The sequence below is a fragment of the Paenibacillus sp. P4_A9 genome, assembly GCF_056402415.1.
Map to the genome: position 1 here is coordinate 33,732 of NZ_JBFUHL010000018.1, position 19,811 is coordinate 53,542.

The following is a 19,811-nucleotide window of genomic DNA, read 5'->3' on the forward strand; positions in this document are numbered from 1 at the left end:
TTACACAAAAAGCTGCATAACGTAGAGTGAAAAAGGTTGTAGGAGGGGTTAGCGTGGAGGAGCGGGTGACGGAAATTGTTTCTCATATAGCGGCTTCGCATAGCCAGATGGCACAGATCTTAGAAACACATCGGCATGTGTCTACGCAAATGGCAGCAATTGCTGGAGATCTGCCTGATTCACATCCTGAATTTGCAGGATTAGCGATGCTGCAGGTGCGGGCGTTACAACTAACCAAAAATGTAACGGCCTATTTAAATAGCCTTGCTGCATTGGAAGAAGCTATGGCGAAGCAAACGGAAATGGTTATGAAGGAAATTCATGTACCTGATGAGGAATAGAGGGAATGGCCTTGGATAGAACGGATCTCTATATGCAGATGCTAGATGCGACAGCCAAGTTGCAATATGAAATAAGTCTGATGTTGGAAGCGAGAGTCGTCGAAGCGACGAAATCGCAAAACTGGATTTGTCAGCATATAAACGGGGCGAATTTGGAGGGGCATGAGCATAAAATGAAAGTAACTGGTGAAATCCATGAGAGCGTCATTGACCTTATAGATGGCTTAACGAAGCTGGAGAATGCGCTAAATCATCAGATGAAGGCTTTGCTTGGGAAAAATCATTCGAGTTCAGCTTTAGCTTTAGGGTCCGACGATGACACAGGGTTCGGTGGTTTACTTCCATTTGGTGAGGATGGGAAGCTGTGAAGGATTGGAATCAGGAGCGGGAGCGCTTGGAGCTGCACATGATGACCTCGCTGGCGAGGAGCCAGCGAGCTTTGAGCAGAATCATTGAAGCTGTCGCGGATCACATGGAGGGTTCTGAAGAGCTTGCTGGCCATGTCGCAGATAATCTAAAGACGATAAGCGAGTATCAACGTGCTCTGATGTTGAAATTGATGAATCCAAGCAAGTCGTCGCGCGTTGTTGGTAAGCCTGGAAAGCCTTGGATTAGTAAGCGTGTGAAGCCTTAACCCCAGCGTATAATTAATCCTGCGTGTGTTAATCCGCCGCCAAATCCATAAAGTAACAGGTTGTCGCCGGCTTGTACTCTCCCTTCTCTAATTCCCAAATCCAGCGCTAGCGGGATGGAAGCCGCGGAAGTGTTGCCGAAGTATTCAAGGCTGTATAGCGTTTTTTCAATCGGTATACCGCTCTTCTCACAGATGGAATCAATCATGCGCAAATTCGCGCTATGAGGGATGAACCAATCGATGGCTGCATGTGGCAAACCGCTTTTTTGAAGCAGCATCTCGATGCCTTGCGGTACCGTTGAAACAGCGAATCGGTACACTTCACGGCCGTTTTGGACAAGCTTCCCCTCACCCTCTAATGGAGCTCCGTTCAGCTCAGTCGCAAGACCGGTTCGATACACATGCTTGGCACCTGTGCCATCGGATCCCACATGATGAGCGAGGAAGGCGGGATGAGCTTCTTCTCTCTCAACGACAACTGCGCCAGCGCCATCGCCAAATAAGATGCAGGTGGATCGGTCGGTGTAATCTGTGATTTTAGATAAGGCGTCACCGCCGATCACGAGAATCTTCTGATGCACGCCTGCAGCAACGAGTGCACCAGCGGTATGAAGCGCATAGGCGAAGCCAGCGCATGTCGCACCCAGATCATAGGCTCCCGCGGACACGATGCCGAAGTGCGCCTGAACCTGACACGCAACTGGTGTGGAAGGTAAATCCGGCGTATGTGTGGACACAATAATGAGCTCTACATCGTCAAGGGAGCTAGGGTAACGATCAAGAAGATTCTGTACGGCAGCTATACATAAATGGCTTGTGAACTCATGTGCTTCGGCAATTCGGCGCGCTCGAATTCCAGTGCGCTGAACGATCCACTCATCGTTCGTATCCACCATCTTGGAGAGGTCCTCGTTGGTTAAAATGTGCTCAGGCACATAAGTGCCGATAGCTGAAATTCGCGCCTGCAAGGGACGGAAGGAAGGCATGAGGTGTCACTCCTTTGGAATATATTATCAAGTTTAAATTAGTATCAAGTATTAGTACCAAGTACTAAATTTAGTTTAAGGCATGGGGGTGATCTTTGTCAATGGGTGGTGTTCCCCCAACCCTATCCTGCCAAACTTTAAATGGAAAGCTTAAAGTAAAAAAAAGGCGACCCAAGCAGATAAATCTACTTAGGTCGCCTTTTGTACTATCTAACCAGCGTTTTCAAGCTGTTTTCTTTGATGTCTTGCTTTGCGTGCATGCATGAGTTCATACACAGTAGGTACCATTACCAGGGTGAAGATCGTTGCAGAAGTGAGTCCGCCGATAACAACAACGGCCAAGCCTCTGGATACGATACTACCTTCCTCCGCTTTGGCAAGTACAAGCGGCACCATTGCGCAGATTGTCGCAACAGCTGTCATGATGATTGGACGCATCCGCGTTGCCGCGGCTTCTAGCAAGGACTCACGAATCGTCATGTGTTCCTCGTTTTGCTTCACACGGTCGATCAACACGATCGCATTCGTAACAACGATACCGATCAACATCAAGAATCCGAAGATCGAAGTAACGTCGAAGGACGTTTTCGTAATCATCATTCCAACAATCGCGCCTACTGCTGCGAATGGAAGGGAGACCATACTAGCAATCGGTGCACGGAACGATTTGAACGTGATGACCATGATCAATAATACGATACCGATGGAAATACCCATTGTCATGAACAAGTCAGCAAAATCACTGGATTGTTGGGCGGAAGCTCCGCCTACTACTAAGGCAACACCCTCAGGGAGTTTCAAGTCTTTTGTGTTTTTTGTAATTTCAGTATTGATTTTGGATAATTTAGCTGGGTCTACAAGTGCAGTCACACGTAAGAATTGTTGACCGCTTTTGTGTAGAATCGTATTGGACTCATTCGTTTTTTCGATCTTAGCAACCGATGTTAACGAGGCTGGTCCAGTAGCTGTCATGATTTGAATATTGGACAAGTCTGCAACAGTGCTTGGATTAATCAAAGCATCTAATACAACTGGAATTTCTTTGTCCTCTAATTTCATGGAACCGATCGGTGTAGGGTTCATTAGGGAACGGATCGTACCTGCAATTTCTTGTGGTTTCGCTAACGCAGGATCTACCGTAATCGAATATCCTGGTTTCGTTACATTTTGGTTGCTTGTTACTTTTTCTACGCCTTCAATGTCTTTAATTGCGGCAATGACATCTGCGGCTGCTTGATCCAAGTTCTTTGCGGAATCGCCAGTTAGATCAACTGTAATAGCGGAACCCGTACCACCATCAAAACCGCCGCCGCCAGCAGCTAAATCTGCTCCAGGGAATTTCGATTTTTGGCTATTCACTTGATCGATGAAATGTTGAGTATCTACATCTTTTTTCATAAACACAGTATAATTTGCAATCGTTGGAGGAGCTACGCTTCCCCATTTGGCATTATCTTCGGTGTTCCCTTGTTGAAGAATAATGTGATCAAGCTCACTTTGCTCAAGCATGAATTTTTCTAATTCGATTGCTTTTTCACGAACTGTTGTGATTGGTGTTTCAGGTGTGTAAGAAAGGCTAACAGATATCTGGCTTGCTGTTGAACCACCAACTGCACCTTTTGGCATTACAAAGTAAAGGGCGATAGAACCACCGAAAAGGATAATAGATAACAGTATGGAGATGAACTTGTGATTCAAGCTCCAGGATAGAATGCCTCTTAGTTTTGTTGATTCTTTATGTTCTTTCAACTTCGTATTGCGAAGCAACCATGCGCTCATAACCGGTACAACGGTTAAGGCAACAAGCAAGGAAGAAAGCAAGGAATACGTAACGGTTAATGCGAAGGGAAGCAGGAACGCTTGAAGTGAACCTTTCAGAAGGCCAAGCGGTAAGAAAACAGCTACCGTAGTTAAGGTAGAAGCCGTAATCGCTCTAGCTACCTCACGTGTCGCATCGATAATTAATTCCTTGGAGAATTCAGCCTTCTGAGTTCTTCGGAAAATATTCTCGATGACAACAATACTGTCATCCACGAGTCGACCGACGGCGACGGCGACCCCGCCTAGTGTCAAGATGTTTAGCGTTACCCCTGATTGGGAAAGCAGGAACAATGTTAAACCAAGAGACAATGGAATCGAAACAATCGTAATGAACGTGGAACGAATGTTTCTAAGGAAGATCAGAATGACGATCGTCGCGAATAATGCGCCTAACAATACTTCTCTCATCATGCTGTTAACAGAAGTTACAACGGATTCTGACGTAGAGTAAATGACCTCTGCTGTTGCATTCGGATATTTGGTCGCAACCTCTTCGGAAATTTTCTCAACTTCTTTACCGATATCTACAGCATTGGAACTTGTGTCTTTCGTTACAACTAATGTAAGAGAATCCTTACCATTGATTCGTGTTAATGTATCTTTATTTGCAGCAACTTCAACCGTTGCCACATCTTTCAATTTAACGCCTGGTGCCACAGTCAAATTGTTCAAGGTATTCAAATCGTCGAGGTTCCCAACGACTTTAATTGCACTTGTTTTGCCGTCGATTGGTCTCTCACCGACATTGACAGCTACATTCTGACCTTGCAGCACACCCATAAGTGCTTGTGCTGGCAATTGCGCCTTAGCTAATTTGTCTTTATCTGGGTGAATAATGACTTGAGATACCGAGGTTCCGCCAAGTACTACGCTGGCTAGACCTTTGATTTTTTGAAATTCGGGTAAGATTTTTTCTTGTGTTAATTCAATATTTTGTTTCGTAATGCCATCTTTGAAGTTCAAGGATACCCATGAAAGTGGGATCATCGAAGTGTTCAAACGAATAACGAAAGGCTTCGACATGCCAGCTGGTAGAACAATGGAGCTGATCGCTTCTTGTATACTCGCTTGGGCATCCTTCATTTTGATATCCGAGTCAAATGTCATATCGATTTTCATAAAACCATCCGAAGATGTTGAGAAAACCTCTTTCTTGCCAGGCACACTGGATAATGCCTTTTCAATAGGTGTCGTTGCACTATCTAACATGGATTTGGCGTCGTAGCCTTGACCGACAACTGTTACGCTAATCTGCGGGAAATCTGCGCTAGGTAAAAATTCCATCGGTAGTTTGAAGTAACTTCCGATACCAGTTCCAAGAACTAAAATAATCATAAAAACAACTGCTGCTTTGTTTCCAAAAGCCCATTTAGTAAACCACGTCACACGTCTCGCTCCCTTTCAACAATCCTCTTTATTCATCCAGTTCCAAGTATAGCAATATTTATCCAAGATTGTATATGGCTTGAGTCGGGTTTCATCTCAGTCTAGAGTCTGAGTTCACGTTATTGTTAGAGTTCCAAAAATGGTATGATTTATGATCAAAAACGGCATACATAACATTTCTTAATTTGGATAAATTTTTGTAAAGAGGTAACGCTAATCCTATCGTCCAATGTGTGACGAAGATACTGAAGACGACGGGAAGTGAACGTACRCATGCTACAAGGGAAAAAAAGGTTGATCTGGATTGCTCTCATCTGTGTGGTCTTGTTCAGTGCTTCCACGACGACAGTCTTTGCCTATGGCAAAGGGGCTAAAGGACCAGATGTCTATGCGGTTCAGGGGATGTTGAAGTCGCTAGGTTATTATTCGGGACCGATTACGGGTTATTATGGTAATCAAACACAAGCTGGGGTTAAATCGTTTCAAAGTAGATATGGGTTACCCGTAACAGGAAATGTAGACGATCAAACGCTGCAATCCATTCTCTGGGCATATGGCAATCTCAAAATACCGAAGAAACCAGCGCCAACCCCGACACCTGCTCCAGTGCCTACACCTGCGCCAACACCTATACCACAGGTGCCATCGACGTCAGGCTTAACTGTAGAAGAACAGCAGATGCTTGATCTGGTGAATAAAGAGCGTACAGCTATGGGGTTATCGCCGTTGACGGCAGACTTGGCGCTTACCAAAACAGCTCGTCTCAAGAGCCAAGACATGGTGGATAACAAGTATTTCTCGCATGATTCACCGACCTATGGTTCACCGTTCGATATGATGGAGAAGTTCGGTATCACGTATAATGCGGCAGGTGAGAACATTGCCTGCAATCAAAGTGTTCAAGCTGCGCATGAAGCGCTGATGAACTCGCCAGGTCATAAAGCTAACATTTTAAGCAAAGACTACACCCATATCGGCATCGGTATCGTGGATGGAGGACCTTGTGGTAAAATGTTTACGCAACAATTCATAGGTAAATGAAAAAAGGACTTCATGGATGCGAGGAATCGCACATCCGTGAAGTCCTTTTTCTAATTAAGTGGCGGAAACGGGCTTGATCGCTTCGGTCCATTCCGTATACTTTTGAAGAGCAATGCCTTGATCAATCGCATGTCGAGCCATATAAATACCTTCTTCAATCGAGCCAGCTTTTTGGGCTACCCACAAACGAACGGCGCTGTTGAGCAAAACCATATTCAAGTAGGGAAGTGGAGCATCGCCGCGCAGAACGGACAGTGTGGTTTCTGCTTGCAGTTCAGCCGTCCATTCCACGACAGGAACTTCAACCATAAGCTCATAAATTTCAGGATCAACAATGAATAACTCACTTGTCTCACCTTGGATTAAATAGGTACGAGTCCGTTTTTCTACACTTAAATCCTCTGATCCTTCCATTCCTTGTACCACAATTCCTCGAGAAACGCCTAATTCAATTAATAAATTCGTGATTTTCTCAAAAACAGTACCATGGAACACGCCGACAGCCATATACGGGGCTTCTGTGAAGCGAAGCAATTTCTCCGCTGTATTGAACACCGTACGCAGTCCGAGTTCTTTGCGAATCTGACGGAGCTCGCCTAGCGGTGGACACCAAGACTCAGTAGGCGTAAAAAGAAAGCCAGTTCGCGCTGCTGCAGAGGTTAAAGCTTCACGTGATGCTTCGAGTGCCTGCACACCTAACGCTGCAAGTACATCGGAGATCGTTATGCCCCATTTCGGCGGCATGCTTGGGCTGCCGTGCAGCGTAGTTGGCAGTCCGCAGGCTGCGAGCACGAATGCGGTCGGCAACGTAGCGATGAATGTACGCGTGCGACCATCATAAGGTCCTGCACAGTCCATGCTGCCAGCCATGGGGAATGTTGTTGTGCGCTCGCGCAAAGCCTGGATGAAGGCTTTAATTTCATCTGGGGATTCCATTTTAATACGTTCTGCTACGAGAAATGCACCGATTTGGGCTTGAGTGGCTTCACCGGATAAAATAAGTTCGGCTGCTTGGGCAGCTTCCTCATAGGAGAGATCTCTGGCTCCGCGTTTACCGCGGCCAACTTCTTTTAATAGGGATATCATCGTTTGCGGCCTCCTTTGTTCTGATCCTGTAGTATCTGATATACCTTGACGATGGAGGTTGCGACGTCTACCATTCGCTTACGTTCATTCATAGCTTGTTTGCGGAGAAAATCATAAGCTTCTGCCTCAGAGATACCTTTGATTTCGCATAAAATTCGCTTGGCCTGATCGACCCACTTGCGTTCTTCGAGTTTGGAAAGCAGCTGTTCGCGTTCTTGCTGCCACTCGGTACGTTGGAAATAATGGTTGACACCAAGTATCAAAGCACAATGAATTTCCAGTTGGCTCATCATGGGACCGATTAACCCATCAATGCCCCCATCCATTTTGCATTCATTAGAAGGAAAAGTAAGTGTATCACACCACCAGAACATCGGAAGACTCCGCTCTGCTAGCAAGCGTGTACGCCAATCCGTTACACGTTCAGGACTTACAGATAATAATACAGCATCGACCTTAGGAATGATAAATGAAATTTCTTTCATATTAGATGAAGTAAAAATTCGGAATCCTAAATCCTTCAATATTTCATCAGGCAAAGATTCCTTTCCATGAATGTCTTCCGTTCGAACAGCATGTGGAGGCTCAGAGGAGGTTGCTGAGCGAGTTGGTATAAACTCGTCGATCAGTATGAAAGATTGTAACATGGGAATACCTCCATCTTGAATAACTTCTATCTCATGACAACTACATGTTAGGTTTTAGTGCTATTTGGTTATATTATACGGCAATACTATAGCATATGCACCTAAAATTTGTCGATATGCTTCTCTGAATCTCATGTATAATTTTTTTGTGTTATGTTTATTGACATAAGATTGCTTGCATCGTATAATCAAGTTAAGAAAACGGCACAATGATGTGCCACTTAACGAAGGCAACGGCGCCTATCCCCTTACAAATACGTAAATGGATAGGCTTTTTATGTGCAATGTAATGCAAGTAATGAAAAAATTTCATCTATCATGCTGATCACGAGGAAGTGGCAGCAGTGGCAATGAGGCCGATAAGCATCCCGCGATTAATTGGGGTATGTTTGTCGGCCTTTTCTGTCAACGTGCAGTCAAAAAACAAACGGGTAGGAATAAGAGAAGGCGAAAAGCCTCAAAGAAGGAGAGGGATTGCATGGTAGATCGGAAGAGTTTTTTGCAAGTGGGACACAAAGGGTCTTTATTCAGTTCATTCTTGTATTTTGACATGAGTTTCATGGTATGGGTACTCCTGGGGCCGTTAGCCGTCATTCTTGCCAAAGACTTTGGGTTGGATGCCGCGCAAAAAGCAAATTTGGTTGCATTACCAATCTTGGGTGGATCGGTACTAAGACTTGTGCTTGGGGTGCTGACGGATAAGATTGGTCCCAAAATAACAGGGCAGATTGGTCTTTCTTTAACCTTAATTCCATTATTCTGGGGGTGGCAATTCGCGGACACGATGGGAGATATGTATTTCGTAGCTCTCATGCTTGGTATCGCTGGAGCAAGCTTTGCGGCAGCACTTCCACTAGCGAGCAGCTGGTACCCGCCGCAATATCAAGGATTAGCGATGGGTATTGCAGGAGCAGGAAATAGCGGAACGATCTTCGCTACTTTATTTGCAAACAGATTAGCTCAGCATTATGGCGATTGGCACGTTGTATTCGGAATTGCCATGATTCCAATTGTGTTAACACTGGTCATTTTTAGTATTTTGGCTAAGGATAGCCCCAATAAACCGAAGCCCAAAACAGTTGCTGAGTACGGCAAAGTTTTAAAACAAAAGGACTCCTGGTTGTTCTGTATTTTGTATAGTGTAACCTTTGGCGGTTTCGTAGGGATGGCATCGTATTTGACAATTTTCTTCAATACGCAATATGGTCTTGCTCCAGTTAAGGCAGCTGATTTCACTACATTGTGCGTTATTGGCGGCAGCTTCTTCCGCCCGGTAGGCGGTTGGCTTGCTGATAAAATAGGTGGAATTCGGATGTTAATGGTTCTTTACGGAGTTGTTGGCATCATGATGGCGGGTATTTCAACACTGCCGTCACTTTCACTAACAACAGTCATGCTCTTTATTGCCATGATGGCTTTCGGAATGGGGAATGGTTCGGTTTTCCAACTCGTGCCACAGCGGTTTAAGACGGAAATTGGAGTGATAACTGGAATTGTAGGAGCAGCAGGCGGTTTAGGTGGTTATTTCTTACCGAAAATCCTCGGAAATCTGAAGCTCTCCACAGGCTCCTTTACACCAGGGTTTCTCATTCTTAGTGGGATTGCAATTGCTTGTATTCTGATGATTGCGGTTGTTCAAGGACAATGGAAACGTACCTGGATTGGTGAGGGCGGTAAAGTAAAAGCTGCTTCACCTGGAATCGATACCGTTCAAGCATAACTTTGCTAATGATGCCGCTAGCCATTAGGCTGGCGGCAATCAGTAAAGTTTTTGCTCATGCAGCTTGTCAGCAAGCTGTATGAGCAAAGACGTTACGACTAGCGTCTTTGCAGTAGATGTGAACCTCGGTTCAATCGAACTGCTCAAGCTCCATATCCCAATTTGTCATTTGGGGGCCTGGCTCCTAAATGACCCCTTTTTCACAACTACTCAATTTCGAAATGATACCTTAGTAAACGGATGGAAGGATGATCACAATGACAGTCAAAAAAGAGAAGCTAGTCCTGGTCGGAAACGGTATGGCGGGCGTAAACGCCGTTGAACATTTACTGAAGCTGACACCTGATAAATATGAGGTTACGATATTCGGCAGTGAACCACATCCCAACTATAATAGAATCTTGTTATCCTATGTGCTCTCCGGCGATTCAAAAGTCGAAGATATCGTTATTCATCCCTATGAATGGTACGCGAACAATAACATTACCTTATACACGAATCAAACGATAACAGCCGTAGATACCGTAGCGCAAACGGTAACGAGTGATCAAGGACTGACCGTTTCTTATGACAAATTGATATTGGCAACGGGCTCTAATCCATTCATGATTCCTATGCCTGGTGCGGACAAAGAAGGCGTAATGGCCTACAGAACGATCCGTGATTGTGAAATTATGATTGAATCGGCTACAAAGTACAAAAAAGCGATCGTCATCGGCGGCGGCTTGCTAGGGTTAGAAGCTGCACGAGGTTTCCTTAATCTCGGTATGAAGGTCGATGTCGTTCATATTGTCGATACGATTATGGAACGTCAGCTGGATCGGACAGCTTCGAAAATGCTGCAAGCAGCTCTTGAAGAGCAAGGCATCAACTTCCTGCTAGAGAAACAATCAGCGGAAATTGTGGGAGACAAACGTGTAACTGGCCTGAAATTTAAGGACGGTACGATTGCGGAAGCAGATCTCATCGTAATGGCAGTAGGGATTCGTCCAAATGTAGCCCTTGCGAAAGAAGCTGGTATCGAGTGCAATCCAGGAATTATCGTCAATGATTATTTGCAAACGAACGTACCGAATGTGTATGCGGTCGGCGAATGTGCGATGCACAGAGGCGTCGCGTATGGTCTGGTAGCACCGCTTTATGAGCAAGGTGCTGTATTGGCGAAGCATTTGGCTGGCGTTGAAACCGGCCCGTATGAAGGCTCTATTTTGTACACGAAGCTCAAAGTATCTGGTGTTGATGTATTCTCAGGCGGTCAATTCGTTGACGCTGAAGGAACCAAAGCGATTCGTATTCACGATGAATTCACCGGTGTCTATAAGAAAGTTGTAATTAAAGAAAATAAAATTATCGGTGCCGTACTCTTTGGCGATACAGCTGACGGTACGCGACTCATGCAAATGATTCGGGAAGAAACGGATATTAGCGGCATGGGGAAAACGGCGATACTGACGGATTCCTCTGGCGGTGGTGGAGCCGCATCCGGCGTTGCAGATATGAAAGATGACGCGATTATTTGCGGCTGTAACGGCGTAACGAAAGGGACGATTTGCTCCGCGATTAGAGATCAAGGCTTAACAACCGTAGATGAAGTCAAGAATTGCACGACAGCATCACGTTCCTGCGGTGGCTGTAAGCCGTTAGTCAGCGACTTGCTGGCCTTTACGCTAGGCGATTCTTATGATAAAAATGCAGCAAAAGAAACGATTTGTAGCTGCACAACGCATACGCGTGATGAAGTCGTTACTGCGATTCGTGAAAAAGGATTATCCCATGTGCGTGAAGTGATGAACGTCCTAGAGTGGAAGAATGAAGAAGGGTGCTCCAAATGTCGCCCTGCACTGAACTACTACTTGGGCATGATTAGCCCTGAGACATATAAAGATGACAGCACGTCCCGATTCGTGAATGAGCGTATGCATGCCAATATTCAAAAAGACGGTACGTACTCTGTTGTTCCACGGATTTATGGCGGTGTGACCAATCCAACGGAGCTCAAGCGCATTGCAGAGGTTGCTGAGCAATTTAACGTACCAACGGTGAAATTTACTGGAGGACAACGTCTTGACTTGCTAGGTGTGAAAAAAGAAGACTTAACCGCTATGTGGGAAGCGTTGGATATGCCATCCGGATATGCTTACGGGAAAGCTTTGCGGACGGTTAAAACATGTGTCGGCGAAACCTTCTGCCGCTTCGGTACTGGGGATGCGATGGGTGTGGGTATTGAGCTAGAGAAACGTTTCGAACGGTTGAATACGCCAGCTAAAGTGAAACTTGCCGTATCGGGTTGTCCGCGAAATTGCGCTGAATCCGGGATCAAAGATTTAGGTGTCGTGTCTGTTGATGGTGGCTGGGAGCTATATACTGGAGGCAACGGCGGCGTGAAGGTACGTGTTGGTGATTTGATGAGCACAGTTAAAACCGAAGCTGAGATTATTGAATATACCGAAGCATATCTGCAATATTACCGTGAGACTGGCAAATACGGCGAGCGTACGAGCGAGTGGGTACACCGTCTTGGCATCGATCATATCCGTGATGTTGTACAAAATGATGATGAGCGTAAGCAATTGTGTGAACGTATGGATTTGGCGCTATCTGTGACACAAGATCCATGGAAACAAGCCATTGATAGCAAGAAAATCCAACGCGATCTATATGAAGTTGTTGAATTGAAATAGAAATAGAGAGATAAACCGGGAGGAGCAGAGAACATGATTACACAAAATGAGCAAATGATTTGGGTGCAAGCCGTTTCCTACGAGGATTTAGCCTTTAATACAGGGAAGACGATTCGTTATCAAGGGGAAGAGGTTGCGCTGTTCAAATTGAAAAGCGGTAAGCTTCAAGCGATTCAGAATCGTTGTCCGCATAAAGAGGGTGTGCTTGCCGAAGGCATAGTCTGTGATGACCATGTGTTCTGCCCCATGCATGATCGCAAGATTCATTTGCCTTCCGGACTCGTGCAAGCTCCGGATACAGGCTGCGTGAAAACGTATCTGACCAAAGTGGATAATGGAACGGTCTTCATTGGGTTTCCGAGAGGAAAGGAAATGGCGAGCTAATTCTTTTTTACTATAAAAAGAGATTGATCAACGGGGGTGGGGTGCGTGAAATCAGCACTTGTCACATTATCGGATGAACAGCCCTCCTCCCATTGTTGCTTTTGCAGTATGCAGTGTGGATTGGAGATCTTACCAAGTGAAAAAACAGAAGGTCTCACGATTAAACCGAGCGTAAATTTCCCAGTTGCGACAGGTCGTCTATGTCAGAAAGGCTTGAACGCATTGGAGCACGTAGTGCATTCGGAACGTATCCTTGAGCCGCTTTATCGGGAGAAGGCTAGAGTAGGTCAGTGGCAACCTGTGTCCTGGGCAGGCGCGTATTCAGATATTGCTCAGAGGATACAAGCGTTGCAGGCTGAACATGGTCGTGATGCCATCGGTGTCTATGGCGGCGGGTCGTTGACGAACGAAGTAAGTTACTTACTAGGTAAGTTTACGCGTGTGGCATTGAGGTCCAAATATATTGATTATAACGGTCGTTATTGCATGTCATCGGCTGCTGCGGCGAGTAATCAAGCTTTTGGAATCGATCGTGGGATGACGATGCCATTATCGGAAATTCCCAATGCGAAATATATCATTCTAGCAGGTACGAATATCGCAGAGTGCCAACCTACGATGATGCCCTATCTACTAGAAGCAAAGAAAAAAGGCGCCGTGATCGTGACCATCGATCCGCGCAATACGATGACCTCCAAAACAGCGGATATTCATGTGCGTCTTCAACCAGGATTTGACTCGGTATTCATTAATGGGCTCCTTCATGTGATGATTGCGGAGAACCTCGTTGATCAGAAGTTCATTCAATCACGAACTTCGGGGTTCGAACAAGTGAAAGAAGCTGTCAAATCGTTTACCCCAGCTCGCGTTGAGTATTTAACAGGCGTGCTTGAAGCGGTTGTTCGTACAATTGCTCGTGGTTTTGCGAAGGCAGAGACAGGAATAGTGCTAACTGCAAGAGGCTTGGAGCAGCAAGTGAATGGGGTTGAAAACACACTTAATTACATTAACCTGACGCTGCTCACGGGTAAAATAGGGCGCTCAGGCTGCGGCTATGGGGCTGTAACTGGTCAAGCGAACGGTCAAGGAGGCCGCGAGCATGGGCAAAAAGCTGATCAACTCCCAGGCTACCGCTTGATCGAAGATCCTGCTGCACGCGAGCATGTGGCGAAGGTATGGGGGATCGATCCAAGCGAACTGCCGGGTAAAGGTGTCTCCGCCTATGAGCTTCTGCAAAAGATCGACGAAGGTGAGATTAAGGCGCTAGTCGTGCTAGGCTCCAATCCATTGGTTTCTAGTCCGAATAACAAGATGGTAGAGCGTGCCTTACAAAAGCTAGATTTACTCGTGGTCGTTGATATGTTCGAGACTGAAACGGCACGGTATGCGCATTATTTGTTACCTGGTTCGTCGTTTGCTGAAGCGGAAGGAACCATGACCAACCTCGAAGGGCGTGTGTTCCATCGGCAGAAGGCTATGGAGCTACCGGGGAATTGCAAGCTAGACTTTCACATTATCAGTGAACTTGCTGAAGCACTTGGACGTGGTACCTACTTTCAATATGCGGGTATTGAAGAGGTGTTTCGTGAACTAGCTGCAGCAACCGAAGGTGGTAAAGCTGATTATAGCGGTATCACCTATGAGCGCCTGAAAGCGGAGAAAGGGATATACTGGCCTTGTCCGAAGGCTGACCATCCAGGTACACCGCAATTATTCCAAGATCGTTTTCATCATGCGGATGGTAAAGCCAAATTATTCGGCATTCAGCCAAAAATGCCAGCAGAGCCTATTGATGCCGACTATCCTTTCGTACTCACAACTGGCCGTCTGGCCAACCATTATTTAAGTGGTGCGCAGACGCGCAGAACCGAAGCCTTGAATAAGAAGGCACCCGTTCCGGTTGCCGAGATTCATCCTTCCTTGGCCAAGCGAATTGGCCTAACGATGGAACAGAAAATCCGGATTACAAGCCGGCGTGGTTCACTTGTTATTCAAGTCAAGGTCACCGAGGGTATTCAACCTCGTACCATCTTCGTTCCTTTTCATTGGGGCGACGAGCATTCGATCAACGTGTTGACGAACGATGCCTTGGATCCAACGAGTCGTATGCCGGAGTTTAAAATTTGCGCAGTGAAGGTTGAGCGAGTGGAATAGATGACATGCAGCAATGCAGCCCAGTTGGCGTCTCCAACTGGGCTATTTTGTTGTTTGGTTGAACACGCAAAACACTGAACGACCCGCTGGAACCCCTAATTCCGATCCGTATAACAAGGTAACAGGAACACACCAAATCTGAATCAAAATAACTGGATTTTGTGCATCTATTTTCACTGGAAATAATCAAAAAATGGATAGAGATGGATTTTATGTAGTTAATTTATCTCATTTTAGCGTGATCGAAAGAAATGGGTGAAAATAACTACATTTTTTCCATCTAATCGGGTATTTCGATGAAATTCTCAAGAAATAGCTGCGGAAAATCCAGTTAATGTATAACTTGTATAGGCTTCTAAACAGTTGAAAGTATTCCGCCTATTTTTCTCTAGATACCGCACCATTGACACCAGCCCTTCATAAACTAATTTTGACTGTATCCCTTAACCTTGTAATTCCCAATACCCGAGCAAGGAGGGGTGACACACATCCATGGGCAGCGACCACAAAAACAAATTTTTACTTACGAACCGCGAACGCGAAGTATTCGAACTCTTAGTGCAGGACAAAACGACAAAGGATATCGCACAGCAGCTTTTCATAAGTGAAAAGACTGTGAGGAATCATATATCGAACGTCATGCAAAAGCTGAACGTAAAGGGTCGTTCACAAGCGGTTGTAGAACTGATTAAGCTTGGGGAATTAAAGATCTGATTCCGTCAGCAAAGGGATCCATGCAAGCCACCCACCCTCCTTCGGAGGGAAACGGGGGCTTTTATGTTTGAATAGTGATCTATTTTTGAGTTTCATCGCTAGGCGTGGTAAGCTGAATTGAGGTGTATTTGAAACCGAAAGGGGCTGCTACAGATGTTCAGGCGTGATTATTTGATGCGACAGATTGAACAATTGACGGTGGTGCTGCATCGGATTCTTTTTAATAAAGAACATATCCCGATTGAGGATGCGCAGAGACAGTTAGATGAAGTCAGTCGTCATTTATTGGGTTTGAATATTCGTTCCCTCCAGTCTTTGTCCAGTAAGGATATTCTAGAATTGCTATCCTACCAGGGGAGTATTGATACGGCGAAGGCACTCGTGATCAGTGATATGTTTGTGGGGAGAGGTCATTTGCTATACCAGCATGAGGAGAAAGGCGAGGCCTATTGGGCATACCTGAAGTCCTTGGATCTGCTTTTACATTTGTCACTATCGGAAGAAGTTGAGCCGGAAGATGAGGTCAATCAGGAAATTGCCTCTCGTATGGCCCAGAGCTTGGATCATCTTAAAGGCTGGGAAATCCCAGAAGAGCCGCTGAGGATGCTTTTTTCACATTATGAGAAACAAGGCAATTATGCGAAGGTCGAAGATGTTTTGTTTTATTATATGGAAGACTATCCCCAGAAGTCAGAGCTGCCGAGGCAGGGTCTTATTTTTTACGAAAAGCTGTTGCAGGTAGAGGACGAGCAATTGAAGGCGGGTAATTTTAGCAAGGAAGAAGCGATTGAGGGTTTGCGGATTGTGAAACAAAGGCTGCTCTTATAATTTTATTCGTAGAATTTTAATCATAAAGCTGAAGGTGTTGAAAAGATGGCGTGGTACCAAGAAAGTTTTGGAAATGACTATTTACTTGTTTATAAACATAGAGACATGCAAGGCGCTTATCACGAAGTGAAAAAAATGGTGAATTGGTTAGATCTGGAGCAAGGGGCTCGTCTTTTGGATCTGTGCTGCGGGATGGGGCGGCATTCGATGGCGCTTTCGGAGTCTGGTTTTACAGTGACTGGTGTGGATTTGTCAAATGTGCTGCTGCAGGAAGCGGTCAAGCTCGATGGAGATGGGCAAGTGAATTGGGTTCACGGGGATATGCGGGATGTGCCGTTAAGCGAGCCGTTTGATGCAGTTGTGAATTTGTTTACGTCCTTCGGTTATTTTGATGAGGATGAGCAGAACGAGAAGGTGCTTCATGAAATGCATCGGCTGTTAAAAAAAGAAGGTCGATTCATCATCGATTTTCTGAATCCAGTCTTTGTGAAGGCGAACTTGGTGGCGCAGTCTGAACGTAAGGAAAATGATTTGACCATTCGCGAGACGAGGGTGATCGAAGATGGCTGTGTGCGCAAACGGATCGTGATCTCGCAAGAGGGAGAACCTGATCGTCATTATTTGGAGCAGGTTAAGCTGTATGAGCGTCCGGTCTTTGAGGCTATGATGCAAAAAGCTGGTTTACACATTGATCATGTTTACGGGGGCTATGAAGGACAGGCTTATTCGCCAGAGGCTTCAAGTCGGATGATTTTTGTTGGACATAAGGAAGGATGACAACTCGGAAATGAACGTCGTGATTGTACATACAGATGAAATTACACAAGTGAAGGTGCCATTGCCATTCCCTTTACGTTGGGTGAATGCCTACCTAATTCGCGGCAGCCGCGGATATACCGTGATCGATCCAGGGTTGCACACACCGGATGCTGAGGCGCTCTGGCTGCAGGTGCTGCAGGAGCAAGGGATTGGGTTCGAGCACATCGAACAAATCGTGCTCACCCACCACCATCCCGACCACTACGGGATGGCCGGTTGGTTCCAGGAGCGCACGGGCGCGCCGGTTCTCCTATCGGAGACCGGATACGCGCAAGTGCAGCTCCTTTGGGGCCCAGAGCAGCCGATGTCTCCGCTGCTCCTAGAGCTTTTCGCCCGGCACGGCTTCCCCGAAGCCGGGCTGGAAGAGATGACGAAGCACATGGTGAGCTTCGTCGAGTTGGTTTCCCCGCAGCCGCAGATAACCCTGCTGCGGGAAGGGCCTGTGCGCCTCGGCGACCGCGTCTATGAAGCCATCGAGACCCCCGGCCATGCCGCGGGTCATCTCGTCTTCTACGACGCTGAGGCGCAGGTGATGTTTTGCGGCGACCACGTCCTGCCGCAAATATCGCCGAATGTTTCCTTCCTCCCGCAGGTGGAAGAAAACCCGCTCGGCGCGTACCTGAGCAGCCTGCAGGAGATCAGCAGGCTGTCGGTTGTGATGGCTTACCCGGGGCACCGGGAGCCGTGGCAGGGCTTTGGAGCGCGCGCAGAGGAGCTTGTGCGCCATCACCATGAGCGGCTCGCGCTCATGGCAGGGCAGCTAAGCGCACCGCAGAGCGCTTATGAGGTGTGCCGGGCGACGTTCGGCGACCGGCTGAGCGTCCATCAGCTGCGATTCGCGCTGTCGGAGACGATCGCGCACTTGATCCTGCTGGAGGCCGAAGGCCGCATCCAGCAGGTGGATCCGCTTGCAGATCGTGTGTACTACGTCGCGACAACCGTATAACGAAAGAAGAGGGTGTCCAAAAGTACTAGTTATTGACTTAGGTCATTCTCGAGAGTTAGAAAAGTGAATTTTTAAAATCAAAGAGGAGCTAAGCTGCTTAAATGCGGCTTAGCTCCTTTGTGTTTAGCTCTTCGCCGGAAGCTGCGTTAGTCCGATATTACCGAATTAAAACGAGGCTTCCAAGTTAAAAATGACCAATAGTCAGATTCCGCCGAACTATCTACTTAATCTTCTTGCGTGAGGGTTGTTTGGGGCGATTTAGTTAGGTTATTTCGAACTAATTAAAAATTAATGACGCAGTCAGTGAGATTAATTCGACAATTTCGAACTAAACCGACTAACTCACGTAAGGAAAGCGGTCTGCAGCTTTTAATCGTTTGAAAAAATAGCTACTTTGAGACTGCCAGTAACCAAGCAATTGGGTACTGGTTGTTTGTACTTGTCTCACTTCAACGGCTTACTATACGTCGGTGTATGATTATGCGCCAACCGACCACAAGCCGCCGCCACAATACCGCATACCATATCATCGATAAAGGTATTGCATTTACCATCCGCGTGATCACTATCGAGCCTTTCGATAATTCCAATTTTTGCTTTATCGAGGTATCCGAAATTCGTGAGTGCAATGGTCCCGTACATGAGGGGGACAGCGGTTGCGATGCTTTCATCTACGCCGAAGAGACCTTCGTCCATCCCTACAATGTGATTGTATTGGGGATTGAATTCTTTGGCTTCGACAGCCGTATCGATTTTGATCGCGAGCTGAAGTGCATGAAAGGTTTGCTGCTTGCGAAGTACGGCTAGGATATTTTCCTCGCAGAGACTTCGTGGCATATCTGGATTGTAGGGACGCTGCAGCTGATCAAGAATCTCGACCATATCATCCAAAAGCACCCCTCGTGCCTCGAGCATCTGCAGATTGCGTTTGGAGTAATCGCTTTTCACACTATCCGAAATAATCACACTGGCGGTTGATGCGACAATCGCACAAATTCCCTTGGAGATGAAGGATTTGGGTCTTTTTGTGGGAAAAAAGAAGCGGAATTTACAGTCGATGAAGCCGAAAAGCGATATCGCACCGCTTCCATATAAACCGCAGATCGACATCGCAATGGTGCGATGTACGTTATAGGCAGGATCTTTCATGCTGGCTAGCAGCTCAGCATCATGCTTCACCTTTTTCTGCAGCTCCATCAGGGTGGACATGACGTTAAATGTTTCTGTTTTACTTAAGACACCTAATAAGGTGGTTGTGATCAAGTCGGTGGGGATCTTCTTAATGCCTTTTATTTCAACGAGCAATCTTGCAACAGCTTCCTCGATGACAGCTTGTGGATAATGACTGAAAACCTCTTCTCGAAATTCATTGAAAATGAGGGTCTTTTCTTTCAAAAATGTTCTCATAACAAGCACCTCCTTGTTCAAATATCAATAAGGTTATGTTTCACTTGATGAATATTTTGAGTTCGTACAGGTATTCAGTATAGCATATGAGTTCGAATTGACGAAGATGGGTTACTTATATAAATAACAAGTGGATTTTTTACGAAAAGGTGGACAAAAAGTAGTTATAAATCGGACAAAGCCTCGTATACATAATAATACGAAAAAGCATCGTAC

Annotated in this window: 17 protein-coding genes; 12 read left to right on the forward strand and 5 right to left on the reverse strand. The window is 46.1% G+C overall.

Translation table 11 applies throughout. The annotated features are described in order from the left end of the window. Nucleotides 1–53 precede the first annotated feature (53 nt). Genes AC1DVJ_RS14385 through AC1DVJ_RS14395 form a run of 3 tightly spaced genes read left to right on the forward strand, consistent with a single transcriptional unit; the run spans nt 54 to nt 975 of the window. A complete protein-coding gene (locus AC1DVJ_RS14385) occupies nt 54–341 on the forward strand; it encodes a nucleoside-diphosphate sugar epimerase (RefSeq protein ID WP_477591750.1) in 288 nt (95 codons plus the stop codon). 5 nt (nt 342–346) lie between these two features. After that, complete coding sequence (locus AC1DVJ_RS14390) at nt 347–709, forward strand: alpha-helical endospore appendage domain-containing protein (protein WP_477591752.1); 363 nt, start codon at nt 347–349, stop codon at nt 707–709. Beyond that, complete coding sequence (locus AC1DVJ_RS14395; RefSeq protein WP_477591754.1) at nt 706–975, forward strand: hypothetical protein; 270 nt, start codon at nt 706–708, stop codon at nt 973–975. The genes AC1DVJ_RS14390 and AC1DVJ_RS14395 overlap by 4 nt, the downstream gene beginning before the upstream one ends. On the opposite strand, the gene AC1DVJ_RS14400 is transcribed toward AC1DVJ_RS14395, so the two are convergent. Next, nucleotides 972–1,961, reverse strand: coding sequence for a beta-ketoacyl-ACP synthase 3 (locus tag AC1DVJ_RS14400; RefSeq protein WP_477591756.1), 990 nt, complete (start codon nt 1,959–1,961; stop codon nt 972–974). The two genes, AC1DVJ_RS14395 and AC1DVJ_RS14400, sit on opposite strands and share 4 nt — an antisense overlap. A gap of 210 nt (nt 1,962–2,171) precedes the next feature. Then, the gene (locus tag AC1DVJ_RS14405) at nt 2,172–5,168 is read right to left on the reverse strand and encodes an efflux RND transporter permease subunit (RefSeq protein ID WP_477591758.1); all 2,997 of its coding nucleotides are present in this window, start codon (nt 5,166–5,168) and stop codon (nt 2,172–2,174) included. A 273-nt stretch (nt 5,169–5,441) separates the two neighbouring features. Between AC1DVJ_RS14405 and AC1DVJ_RS14410 the strand changes: the two genes are divergently transcribed. After that, nucleotides 5,442–6,209, forward strand: coding sequence for a peptidoglycan-binding protein (locus tag AC1DVJ_RS14410; RefSeq protein WP_477591760.1), 768 nt, complete (start codon nt 5,442–5,444; stop codon nt 6,207–6,209). Nucleotides 6,210–6,263: 54 nt separating this feature from the next. Here the strand turns inward: AC1DVJ_RS14410 and AC1DVJ_RS14415 are convergent, their stop codons facing one another. Together AC1DVJ_RS14415 and AC1DVJ_RS14420 are read right to left on the reverse strand one after the other, a co-directional pair. Next, nucleotides 6,264–7,295, reverse strand: a complete 1,032-nt coding sequence (locus tag AC1DVJ_RS14415; protein WP_477591762.1) for an anthranilate phosphoribosyltransferase — start codon at nt 7,293–7,295, stop codon at nt 6,264–6,266. Beyond that, nucleotides 7,292–7,942 carry an ANTAR domain-containing response regulator gene (locus AC1DVJ_RS14420; protein WP_477591764.1) on the reverse strand — a complete coding sequence of 217 codons (651 nt, stop codon included), beginning with the start codon at nt 7,940–7,942 and terminating at the stop codon, nt 7,292–7,294. Before AC1DVJ_RS14420 ends, AC1DVJ_RS14415 begins: the two co-directional genes overlap by 4 nt. A gap of 478 nt (nt 7,943–8,420) precedes the next feature. Here AC1DVJ_RS14420 and AC1DVJ_RS14425 point away from each other — a divergent pair, with 478 nt between their 5' ends. The 8 genes from AC1DVJ_RS14425 to AC1DVJ_RS14460 all read left to right on the forward strand — a co-directional run bounded on the left by AC1DVJ_RS14425 (nt 8,421) and on the right by AC1DVJ_RS14460 (nt 18,188). Then, nucleotides 8,421–9,662, forward strand: coding sequence for a nitrate/nitrite transporter (locus AC1DVJ_RS14425; protein WP_477591765.1), 1,242 nt, complete (start codon nt 8,421–8,423; stop codon nt 9,660–9,662). A 257-nt stretch (nt 9,663–9,919) separates the two neighbouring features. After that, entirely contained in the window at nt 9,920–12,343 is a 2,424-nt protein-coding gene (nirB, locus tag AC1DVJ_RS14430) for a nitrite reductase large subunit NirB (protein WP_477591767.1), read from the forward strand. Nucleotides 12,344–12,376: 33 nt separating this feature from the next. Further along, complete coding sequence (gene nirD, locus AC1DVJ_RS14435) at nt 12,377–12,727, forward strand: nitrite reductase small subunit NirD (protein ID WP_477591769.1); 351 nt, start codon at nt 12,377–12,379, stop codon at nt 12,725–12,727. Nucleotides 12,728–12,772: 45 nt separating this feature from the next. Then, nucleotides 12,773–14,881 (forward strand): molybdopterin oxidoreductase family protein, encoded by a 2,109-nt coding sequence (locus tag AC1DVJ_RS14440; protein WP_477591771.1) that lies wholly within the window; start codon nt 12,773–12,775, stop codon nt 14,879–14,881. 492 nt (nt 14,882–15,373) lie between these two features. Further along, a complete protein-coding gene (locus tag AC1DVJ_RS14445; protein ID WP_028556998.1) occupies nt 15,374–15,595 on the forward strand; it encodes a helix-turn-helix domain-containing protein in 222 nt (73 codons plus the stop codon). Nucleotides 15,596–15,748: 153 nt separating this feature from the next. After that, nucleotides 15,749–16,423: a DUF6483 family protein gene (locus AC1DVJ_RS14450; RefSeq protein WP_477591773.1), complete on the forward strand. Its 675-nt coding sequence runs from the start codon at nt 15,749–15,751 to the stop codon at nt 16,421–16,423. A 45-nt stretch (nt 16,424–16,468) separates the two neighbouring features. Continuing rightward, on the forward strand, nt 16,469–17,200 hold the full coding sequence (locus AC1DVJ_RS14455; RefSeq protein ID WP_477591775.1) for a class I SAM-dependent methyltransferase: 732 nt from the start codon (nt 16,469–16,471) through the stop codon (nt 17,198–17,200). Between the two features lie 10 nt (nt 17,201–17,210). Further along, a complete protein-coding gene (locus AC1DVJ_RS14460) occupies nt 17,211–18,188 on the forward strand; it encodes an MBL fold metallo-hydrolase (RefSeq protein ID WP_477591776.1) in 978 nt (325 codons plus the stop codon). Between the two features lie 444 nt (nt 18,189–18,632). Here AC1DVJ_RS14460 and AC1DVJ_RS14465 read toward each other — a convergent pair whose 3' ends face one another. Beyond that, complete coding sequence (locus tag AC1DVJ_RS14465; RefSeq protein ID WP_477591778.1) at nt 18,633–19,595, reverse strand: phosphatidylglycerophosphatase A family protein; 963 nt, start codon at nt 19,593–19,595, stop codon at nt 18,633–18,635. Nucleotides 19,596–19,811 lie beyond the last annotated feature (216 nt).